General features: G+C 72.6%; 10 protein-coding genes. 5 read left to right on the top strand and 5 right to left on the bottom strand.

What is annotated here, in order from left to right; genetic code table 11:
* The first annotated feature begins 487 nt into the window (after positions 1–487).
* The 3 genes from LCE31_RS30735 (at position 488) to LCE31_RS30725 (ending at position 2345) form a co-directional block, all read left to right on the top strand.
* Entirely contained in the window at positions 488–880 is a 393-nt protein-coding gene (locus LCE31_RS30735) for a phage holin family protein (protein WP_263632499.1), read from the top strand.
* Positions 877–1869 (top strand): alpha/beta fold hydrolase, encoded by a 993-nt coding sequence (locus tag LCE31_RS30730; protein ID WP_225020122.1) that lies wholly within the window; start codon positions 877–879, stop codon positions 1867–1869. Before LCE31_RS30735 ends, LCE31_RS30730 begins: the two co-directional genes overlap by 4 nt.
* Before the next feature lie 248 nt (positions 1870–2117).
* Positions 2118–2345 carry a hypothetical protein gene (locus LCE31_RS30725; RefSeq protein WP_225020121.1) on the top strand — a complete coding sequence of 76 codons (228 nt, stop codon included), beginning with the start codon at positions 2118–2120 and terminating at the stop codon, positions 2343–2345.
* Positions 2346–2451: 106 nt separating this feature from the next.
* Here LCE31_RS30725 and LCE31_RS30720 read toward each other — a convergent pair whose 3' ends face one another.
* From LCE31_RS30720 to nth, 3 genes are all read right to left on the bottom strand, one after another.
* On the bottom strand, positions 2452–3651 hold the full coding sequence (locus LCE31_RS30720; protein WP_225020119.1) for a MarP family serine protease: 1200 nt from the start codon (positions 3649–3651) through the stop codon (positions 2452–2454).
* 150 nt (positions 3652–3801) lie between these two features.
* On the bottom strand, positions 3802–4704 hold the full coding sequence (locus LCE31_RS30715; protein WP_225020117.1) for an NUDIX hydrolase: 903 nt from the start codon (positions 4702–4704) through the stop codon (positions 3802–3804).
* Positions 4705–4920: 216 nt separating this feature from the next.
* The gene (gene nth / locus LCE31_RS30710; RefSeq protein WP_225020115.1) at positions 4921–5748 is read right to left on the bottom strand and encodes an endonuclease III; all 828 of its coding nucleotides are present in this window, start codon (positions 5746–5748) and stop codon (positions 4921–4923) included.
* Positions 5749–6044: 296 nt separating this feature from the next.
* Between nth and LCE31_RS30705 the strand changes: the two genes are divergently transcribed.
* On the top strand, positions 6045–6719 hold the full coding sequence (locus LCE31_RS30705) for a Crp/Fnr family transcriptional regulator (RefSeq protein WP_225020113.1): 675 nt from the start codon (positions 6045–6047) through the stop codon (positions 6717–6719).
* Between the two features lie 55 nt (positions 6720–6774).
* Positions 6775–7722 (top strand): nucleotidyltransferase domain-containing protein, encoded by a 948-nt coding sequence (locus LCE31_RS30700; RefSeq protein WP_225020111.1) that lies wholly within the window; start codon positions 6775–6777, stop codon positions 7720–7722.
* Between the two features lie 145 nt (positions 7723–7867).
* On the opposite strand, the gene LCE31_RS30695 is transcribed toward LCE31_RS30700, so the two are convergent.
* On the bottom strand, positions 7868–8707 hold the full coding sequence (locus LCE31_RS30695; RefSeq protein ID WP_225020109.1) for an MBL fold metallo-hydrolase: 840 nt from the start codon (positions 8705–8707) through the stop codon (positions 7868–7870).
* A complete protein-coding gene (locus LCE31_RS30690; protein WP_225020107.1) occupies positions 8704–9585 on the bottom strand; it encodes an NUDIX hydrolase in 882 nt (293 codons plus the stop codon). The genes LCE31_RS30695 and LCE31_RS30690 overlap by 4 nt, the downstream gene beginning before the upstream one ends.
* Positions 9586–9868: the final 283 nt, after the last annotated feature.

Raw genomic sequence — 9868 nt, 5'->3', positions numbered from 1 at the left:
CCGACCCCCCGGCGCCCCCGTTTCGCGGGCCGCGGGCCGGGGTATCGCGGGCCGGCGACCCAGGTGTCGCCGCTCGCCGGCCCGGGGGTTCCGCGCATCGGGCGGGTGGATCGCGGGCAGGCGGGTGTACCGATGGGTAACACGTCCGTTCCGGACCCGATCCGGTGGGGGCGGCGCGCGAGGATGGCGGCGGTCCGGCATGATCGGACAACGGACGCGTGGACCGGGGACCCGGACACAGCGGGAAACCCGGGCCCGTACACGCAGACGTGCGCACGGACGTAGACGTAAACATACGTAGACAGACGTAAACAGACGTACGACACGAGAAACACCACACGAGAAAACGGTTACGGCCGAGGAGAGGGAGTCACCGATGAGCGACCCCGACAAGCAGGTTGCCGACGCGGTCAAGACGGGCACCGTCGTCGAAGCCGTCCCCGCCGACCGCAGTCTCGGCCAGCTGGTCGCCGCCGCCACGGCCGAGATGTCGGAGCTGATGCACGACGAGATCGCGCTCGCCAAGGCTGAGCTGCGCCAGGACGTCAAGCGGGGCGCGGTGGGCGGTGGCGCGGGCGCCGTGGCCGGGGTCTTCCTGCTGTTCTCGCTCCCCGTGTTCAGCTTCGCCGCCGCGTACGGCATCCACAATCTCGGCCTCGGGCTCGCCTGGTCGTTCCTGATCGTCGGTGGCGCTTTCGTGGTGCTCGCGGGCATCCTCGGCGGGATCGCCGCGCTGAAGTTCAAGAAGGTCAAGCCGCCGGAGAAGACCATCGCGTCCGCCAAGCAGACCGCGGCCGTGCTGCAGAAGGCCAAGCCGCACCCGCGGGAGCTCGGGACGGGCACATCGGACTCCTCGTCTGTGGCACGCTCGTCTGCATGACGGCCTCTGACTCGGGCGTGCGCATCGACGGCCCCTGGACCCATCGCGATGTGGCGGCCAACGGTGCGCGCTTCCACATCGCCGAGATGGGCGAGGGGCCGCTCGTGCTGCTCCTGCACGGCTTCCCGCAGTTCTGGTGGACCTGGCGCCACCAGTTGGTGACACTCGCGGACGCCGGGTACCGGGCCGTGGCGATGGACCTGCGGGGCGTGGGCGGCAGTGACCGTACGCCGCGCGGCTACGATCCCGCGAACCTCGCGCTCGACATCACCGGCGTCGTACGGTCCCTCGGCGAGCCCGACGCGGCACTCGTCGGGCACGATCTGGGCGGCTATCTCGCCTGGACCGCGGCGGTGATGCGCCCGAAGCTCGTACGGCGGCTGGTCGTGAGTTCCATGCCGCATCCGCGCCGCTGGCGCTCGGCGATGCTCTCGGACTTCGCCCAGACCCGCGCGGGATCGTACGTATGGGGGTTCCAGCGCCCGTGGATTCCGGAGCGCCGGCTCATGGCGGACGACGCCGAGCTGGTGGGAGAGCTGATCAGGGAGTGGTCCGGGCCGGACAAGCCCGACGACAAGACCCTCGGCATGTACCGGCGGGCGATGATGATCCCTTCGACGGCGCACTGCTCGATCGAGCCGTACCGGTGGATGGTGCGGTCACTGGCCCGCCCGGACGGCGTCCAGTTCTACCGGCGCATGAAGCGTCCCGTGCGCGTGCCCACGCTCCAGTTGCACGGGGCGCTCGACCCCGCGATGCGGACGCGGTCCACGGCGGGGTCGGTGGAGTACGTGGAGGCCCCCTACCGCTGGCGGCTCTTCGAGGGCACCGGGCACTTCCCTCACGAGGAGGACCCGGTCGCCTTCTCGACGGAGCTTCTGGACTGGCTGGCCGATCCGGCGCAGGACCGCCGCGACGGCGGGAACGGGAGCTGGACCGGGAACGAGGGCGGCGGCGACCAGGCCGGCAGCGGCAGCGCGAACCGATAGACCGTCACTCCGGGGGCAGGCGGGATCAGAGGCCGCCCACGCCGGAGGGTCTTCACGCCGACTCCGCACCGAGGGTCGCCGGGCCACCGTCACATGTCTCACGTGTTCACGTGTCTCACGCGTCGGGCAGCCTCCCGACCGCACGAGCCCGCTACGACGATCGTACGAGATGCCAAATGCCGGAAGCATAGGCCGATTGGCACAGGCTCAGGCGATTACCGACCATGGGGCAGGGGCACACGTCGGGTATGGGCTGGACGCACGATTACGGTGACGCAGCACGCAAGAACCCCACGTCGGCCACCGCGCCGATCACGTACCCGAGGGGCGGTGTCCCGCAGATAGGGACCGCGGTCCACGATCAGCGTCTCGGGCTCGGCATTCCCCGCATCATCCGCCGCAGGGCCCGCTGGGTCTCGGCCAGGCTGCGCCACCAGCGCGGCGGCTCCGCGGCCAGGGCCGGCACCGGCACCTGACCCCTCACCGCACGCGCGAAGTAGCGCCCGCGAGCGCCGCTGCGGGGGAGCGCCCGGGAGCGCTGCGCACCACCCCGCGAACGCCGGGGACGGACCTCGGGCCGGGTCAGAGGGCGCAGCCCTGCGTGTCGACCTGCTGATCGGCGGTCCTGCCGGCCGTGACGTCGGGCCGGATCTCGTCCGCCGTCAGCGCGTACCCCGTGTTGTCGTCGTCGAGGGACCGCGCGAAGATCACGCCGTACACCTTGCCGTCGGGGGTCAGCAGGGGTCCGCCGGAGTTGCCCTGACGTACCGTCGCGAACAGTGAGTACACGTCGCGGGTGACGTTCCCGCGGTGGTAGATGTCGGGGCCGCTCGCGTTGATCCGGCCGCGGACGCGGGCCGAGCGCACGTCGTACCCGCCGTTCTCCGGGAAGCCCGCGACGATGGCGCTGTCGTCGGTGCGCGCGTCCGCGGTGCTGAACTGCAACGGCGTCGCGTGCAGGCCGGGTACGTCGAGGACGGCGATGTCGCGCTGCCAGTCGTAGAGCACGACCTTCGCGTCGTAGAGCCTGCCCTGGCCGCCGACCTGGACGGTCGGGTCGCTGACGCCGCCCACGACGTGCGCGTTGGTGATGATCCGGTGGTCGGCGAAGACGAACCCGGAGCCTTCGAGGACCTTGCCACAGCCGGAGGCCGTACCGACGACCTTCACCACGGACTTCTGCGCGCGGGCCGCCACGGGGCTGCCCGCGAGGGCCGGGTCGGGCGCCCGGACCTGCGTGATGGGCTCGTTCGCGAAGGGGCTGAAGACCTGCGGGAAGCCGTTCTGCGCGAGTACCGACGAGAAGTCCGAGAACAGCGTGGTCGCCTGATCCGGCATCACCTGGGACACCCCGGTGAGCACCTTCGAGCCGCGCACCTCCTTGCTGATCGTCGGCAGGGACGTGACGGCGAGCGCGGAGCCGAGGAGCCATGCGACCAGCAGCATCGCTATCACGTTCACCAGAGCGCCGCCCGTCGCGTCCAGGGCGCGGGCCGGGGACCAGGTGATGAACCTCCGCAGCTTGTTGCCCAGGTGCGTGGTGAACGCCTGGCCGACCGAGGCGCAGACGATGACGACCACGACGGCGAGGACGACCGCGGTCGTGGAGACATCGGCGTCGCTGGTCAGCTGCCGCCACACCAGGGGCAGCAGGTAGACGGCGACGAGGCCGCCGCCGAGGAAGCCGATCACCGACAGGATGCCGACGACGAACCCTTGGCGATAGCCGATGATCGCGAACCAGACGGCGGCGACCAGCAGCAGGATGTCCAGCACGTTCACCGTCAGTTGCCTCGCATTGTCGTCCCAGGTGCCTCGCGTGGTGGTCTTGAGGTCCTGACCGGGTGGTGGCCCGCCCGCCCGTGCCCCGACCGGCCGGGGCGCGGGCCCGGCCCAGGTCCGGGCGCGATTGCGGGCGCGGGAGTCAGCCTGTCATGCCCGCCAGTCGAGGGGGACCCGCTTCTCGTGGTCCCAGGGCAGTTCCCACCCGGCGTAGTGCAGGATGCGGTCGATCACTCCGGCGGTGAAACCCCAGACCAACGACGATCCGCACTGGAATGCGGGGCCGTGGTGGCCTCTGGGGTGAATGCTCGTGGCGCGGTTGGCGGGATCGGTGAGATCCGCCACGGGAACCGTGAAGACGCGGGCGGTCTCCGCGGGGTCCACGACGCCGACCGGGCTCGGCGTGTGCCACCAGCCGAGCACCGGTGTCACGACGAATTCACTGATCGGAATGTAGAGCCGGGGCAGGACGCCGAACACCTGCACGCCCGAGGGGTCGAGCCCGGTCTCCTCGCGTGCCTCGCGCAGGGCCGCGTGGAGCGGGCCCACCGTGGCCGGATCGCCGTCCTCGGGATCGAGGGAGCCGCCCGGGAAGGACGGCTGGCCCGCGTGCGAACGCAGGCTGCCGGCGCGCTCCGTGAGCAGCAGCTCCGGGCCGCGGGCCCCCTCGCCGAAGAGGACCAGGACGGCGGACTGCCGGCCGGCGCCGTCCTCCGGCGGCAGGAACGAGCTGAGCTGCTCGGGCCGTACGGTCGCGGCGGCGCGCACGACCGGCTGGAGCCAGTCGGGCAGGCCCGCGGTACTGACCGCGACGTCGGCCGCGACCGCGCCATCGGCCGTGACCGCGCCATCGGCCGTGACCGCGCCGGGCGCATCCCGCGCCCCGTCCCGGGCCGGCCCGCCGCCCGACGTCCGCTTCTCCGCCGCGGACGTCACGGGATCGGGCCTCACGGCGCCCGAGGTCAGGGCAGTGGGCGCCTTCTTCCCCGTTACGGCCAGTGAGCCGTTCTCTGCGTCGACCTGCGCGTCGACCTGCGTTTCCGTGTGCGTCATCGGCACCCCCGAGCTGTAACGCGCACCGGCCGTGCGATCGTTCCGCGCGCCACCGCCCCGGGTGGCGCCGTCAGCCATCGCCGCGCATTCCGGGTGCCTCGGCTCCGCCCGTACGCCCGCCGCGCCCGCGCGGGGCCGCCATCGCCCTCGCCGCCGCCGAGCGGGCGGCGAACGCGCCGCGCGGCACGCCGCCCGGGAGCGGCGCGTGGCGCGCCGTCACGCGTCGCCCTCCGGGGTGCCCAGCGGCGGCGCGGGCCTGCCCGGATAGTCGGCGGGCGGGCTGAGCCGCTGCCCCGGTTTGCCCGCCATCTCGTACTTCAGCAGCTTCTTCGCCTTCTCCGGGTCCGTCTCGCCCTCCCCGTACGAGGGGCACAGCGGGGCGATCGGGCAGGCTCCGCAGGCGGGCTTGCGGGAATGGCAGACGCGCCGGCCGTGGAAGATGATCCGGTGCGAGAGCATCGTCCACTCGCTCTTGGGGAAGATCTCCGCGACCTCCGCCTCCACCTTCTCGGGGTCCTCCTGCTCCGTCCACTTCCAGCGCCGCACGAGCCGGCCGAAGTGGGTGTCCACGGTCAGGCCGGGCACGCCGAACGCGTTGCCCAGGACGACATTGGCCGTCTTGCGGCCGACGCCCGGCAGCGTCACGAGGTCCTCCAAGCGGGGCGGCACCTCGCCGTCGAAGCGGTCGCGCAGCGCGGTGGACAGGCCGATCAGGGACTTCGCCTTGGCACGGAAGAAGCCCGTGGGCCGGATGACCTGCTCAAGCTCCTCGGGGACGGCCGCCGCCAGGTCCTCGGGCGTGGGGTACTTCGCGAACAGCGCGGGCGTCGTCTGATTCACCCGGAGGTCGGTGGTCTGGGCGGACAGGACGGTCGCCACCAGGAGCTCGAACGCGTTGCGGAAGTCGAGCTCCGGATGCGCGTACGGATACACCTCCGCGAGCTCGCGATTCATCCGGCGGGCCCTGCGGACCATCGCGAGATGAGACTCGGGTTTCGCGGCTTTTTTCCCGTTTTTCGTTTTTGCCGAGGACTGTTCGCCCACAGCGGAATTGGTCTCCGCGGACACTCTTCAAGCCCCCTTGGCCTGCGCTGTCGCCGGTCGTTCACCGGTCAGTTGGACACCCGGCCAGCCTAAAGCCCGGTACTGACATCCGGGTGGATACGAGCCACCCGTCACCCGATTCCGCGTGAGCGCGCGGCAGAGCATGCTGGGTAGGTCAAACTTTCCGTACGGAGAGGTTGCTGCACGTACGGCATCAGCAGCACCTACGGCATCATGGGGATCACGGCTCCCGACAGGGGGTCCGCTTCCCGAGCAGGTCGACAAGGAGAGAACTCGTGGACGACGTTCTGCGGCGTGCCCCGCTCTTCGCGGCGCTCGATGACGATCAGGCCACCGAGCTCCGCGCCTCGATGAGTGAGACCACGCTCGCGCGTGGCGAAGCTCTCTTCCACGAGGGGGACCCCGGAGACCGCCTGTACGTGGTCACCGAGGGCAAGGTGAAGCTGCACCGCACCTCCCCGGACGGCCGCGAGAACATGCTCGCCGTGCTCGGTCCCGGCGAGCTGATCGGTGAGCTTTCGCTCTTCGACCCCGGCCCGCGCACGGCCACGGCTTCGGCGCTGACGGAGGTCAAGCTCCTCGGGCTCGGCCACAGCGACCTGCTGCCCTGGCTGAACGTGCGTCCCGAGGTCGCGTCCGCGCTGCTGCGTGCCATCGCGAGGCGCCTGCGCAAGACCAACGACCAGATGTCCGACCTGGTCTTCTCCGATGTGCCGGGCCGCGTGGCCCGTGCCCTGCTCGACCTGTCGCGCCGGTTCGGCGTGCAGTCCGAGGAAGGCATCCACGTCGTGCACGACCTCACCCAGGAGGAGCTGGCCCAGCTGGTCGGCGCCTCGCGCGAGACGGTCAACAAGGCCCTCGCGGACTTCGCGCAGCGCGGCTGGCTGCGGCTGGAGGCGCGCGCGGTGATCCTGCTGGACGTGGAGCGCCTCGCGAAGCGTTCGCGCTGACCGGCCCCCGTCCGAGCCGAGGAGCCGAGGGCGTGGATGGAGCCGAGCCGGGGGCATGGCTGTGAGCGCGCACGGCTACGAGACGGGCGCCCACGGCCACGAGACGGACAAGGCCGACGGCGAGACGCGTGAGCACGGCGGCGAGGACAGCGGCAGGGGCCTCGACCAGGCCGGCTTCATCGTCCGCGAGGGCTCGCTCAGCCGGGTGTCGCCCGTGTTCGCGCCCCTCGTCGACGACGCGCGGCGGCGAGTGTCGGAGACGTACGGAACGCGGCTGCACAGCGCCTATCTGTACGGATCGGTGCCACGCGGCACGGCCCGCCCCGGGCTCTCGGACCTCGATCTTCTGATCGCCCTGCACCCGGCGGGCCCGGCGCCCACGGCTCGCCCGGTCGCCGATGAGCCGTACGAGGAGCCCTCGGACGCCGACCAAGCCGCCGCTCGCGGTCTCGAAACCGCCCTCGACGCCTCGTACGGTGTGGTCGACGGCGTCGGAATCCTGCTGTACACGGCCGGCCGGCTGCTCAGCGCGCGCGAACGGTACGACCTCGGCTGGTTCGTGGCCTGTCTCTGCACGCCACTGGCCGACGACGACCTCGGCGCCCTCCTGCCCAGGTACCGCCCCGACACGCGACTCGCCCGGGAGACCAACGGGAGCCTGGACCTCAGGCTCCCCCGCTGGCGCAGGCAGAACGCCACCGCCGCGGGCGACCCCGCCGCACGCGCGCGGCTCAGCCGGGCGTACGCGCGTCTCCTCGTCCGTACGGCGTTCACGCTCGTCATGCCCCGCTGGGGCGGCTGGACCAGCGACCTGGGCCGATCGGCGGAGATCTTCGCCCGCTACTACCCGCAGCGCGGCGACGAGCTGCGCGCGGCGGCCGTCGTCGCCCGCGCCCCGAGCACGGACCCCGCGGTCCTCAGCGCGTACGCGGACGACCTGGGACCCTGGCTGGCGGCCGAGTACACGCGCGTGCACGGCCGCAAGACCTGGCCCGAGCCCTGAGGCTCCGAGCCCACGGGCGCCTCGCACGCGGCGGCGCGGAGCCCTGGACCTACGGGCGCCTCACAGAAAGCGGGCAGAGCCCTGAATCCACGGGCGCCTCGGACGCGCGGAGCCCTGGGCGGCCCGTACGCCCCGCAGGCGGCGTCTAGATGATCCCGTGCTCCTTCAGGTACTCCAGCTGCGCGCGTACGGACAGCTCGGCCGCCGGCCACAGGGCCCGGTCCACGCCCGCGTACACCTCCGCCACCACCTCGGGCGCGGTCCGCAGCCCGTTCTCGACGGCCGTCTCGACCTGGGCAAGGCGGGTCGCGCGGTGGGCGAGGTAGTACTCGACGGCACCCTGCGCGTCCTCGAGGACCGGCCCGTGGCCCGGCAGGACGGTGTCGACGCCGTCACGCCCCTCGTCGACGGTCAGGGACCGCAGCCTGCGCAACGAGTCGAGGTAGTCGCCGAGCCGCCCGTCGGGATGCGCCACCACCGTGGTGCCGCGGCCGAGGATCGTGTCGCCCGTGAGGACGGCGCGATCGGCGGGCAGGTGGAAGCAGAGCGAGTCGCCGGTGTGGCCGGGGGTGGGCACGACCCGCAGTTCGAGGCCGCCCGTCGTGATCACGTCGCCGGCCGCGAGCCCCTCGTCGCCCAGGCGCAGCGCGGGGTCCAGCGCGCGGACGCCAGTGCCGGTCAGCTCGGCGAAGCGCGCGGCGCCCTCGGCGTGGTCGGGGTGGCCGTGGGTGAGGAGGGTGAGCGCGACCCGGTGTCCCTGGCGTTCCGCGGCGCTGATCACCGCCCGCAGGTGGGACTCGTCCAGCGGCCCCGGGTCGATGACGACGGCGAGGCCGGAGTCCGGCTCCGCGACGATCCAGGTGTTCGTGCCGTCCAGGGTCATGGGCGACGGGTTCGGCGCGAGGACGTTGAACGCGCGCGGGGTCGCCGGGCCCGAGGAGACGGCCGCGCGAGGCTGTCCGGGGAGCTGTGCCGCGTCGGTCATCGCCGCTCGCCTCCGTCGTGTGGAGTACTGCTGACCCGCTTGGTGAACTCGTCGTGGCCCGGCCAGCTGAGGACGAGCTCGCCGCCCTCCATCCGGGCCCTGGCGAGCACGGGCTCCAGATCGCGGTGCTCGGCGGCGGCGAGTGCCTCGGCCGCGGAACCGTACGGTTCCAGCGCACGCAGCGTGGAGACCGTGGGCGGCATCATCAGCAGATCGCCCGCGTCGTAGGCCGCGGTCGCCTCGGCGGGCCTGATCCACACGGTGTGGTCGGCCTCCGTGGACGCGTTCCTGGTGCGCTGCCCGGCGGGGAGCGCCGCGACGAAGAACCAGGTGTCGTAGCGGCGCGGCTCGAACTCCGGGGTGATCCAGCGCGCCCACGCCCCGAGCAGGTCGCTGCGCAGCGTGAGACGCCGCTTGTCCAGGAACTCCGCGAAGGACAGTTCGTGGGCCACGAGGGCGGCGCGGTCCGCCTCCCAGTCGTCGCCCGTGGTGTCCCCGACGACCGTGTCCACGCTCTCGCCCGCGAGCAGGACCCCCGCCTCCTCGTAGGTCTCCCGTACGGCCGCACAGACGATGGCCTGTGCCTCCTCGGTGGCGACGCCCAGCCTGCGCGCCCAGGTCTCCCGGCCGGGGCCCGCCCAGCCGACGAGCCGGTCGTCGTCCCTGGGGTCGACACCGCCGCCGGGATAGACGTACGCGCCGGCGGCGAAGGCCATGGAGGCGCGCCGCCGCAGCATGTGCACGGCGGGCCCCGGGACGCCGTCCCGCAGCAGTACGACCGTGGCGGCACGGCGCGGGGGCACCACGTCGAGTTCACCTGCGGCGAGAGCCCGGATGCGCTCCGGCCATTCCGGCGGATACCACTGACCTGTAGGCATGTGGCGGATGCTATGCGTTCGTGACCGGATGTTCGAGAGGCAGTCGCACGGCGCAGCGGTACGGCGGGCCGGGCGGGAAGTCGTACGACTCAGCGGTACGACAACTCGTGCGCGGACGCTCCGGAACGAAAACAGCTCGGCGGCGCTGCCACGCGGAACCGCCCGGGCAGGCCGCGCCGCTGTCCGCAGACGCGACCCGGGGGGGCCCCGGGGGGGGGGCCCCCCCGGGGGGGGGGGGGGGGGGCCGGCCCGGGGGGGGGGGGCCCCGCGCGGGGGGCCGGCG

The organism is Streptomyces sp. 8L (assembly GCF_020176795.1).
GTDB lineage: Bacteria > Actinomycetota > Actinomycetes > Streptomycetales > Streptomycetaceae > Streptomyces.
This window is presented reverse-complemented; position numbering and strand designations above follow the sequence as displayed.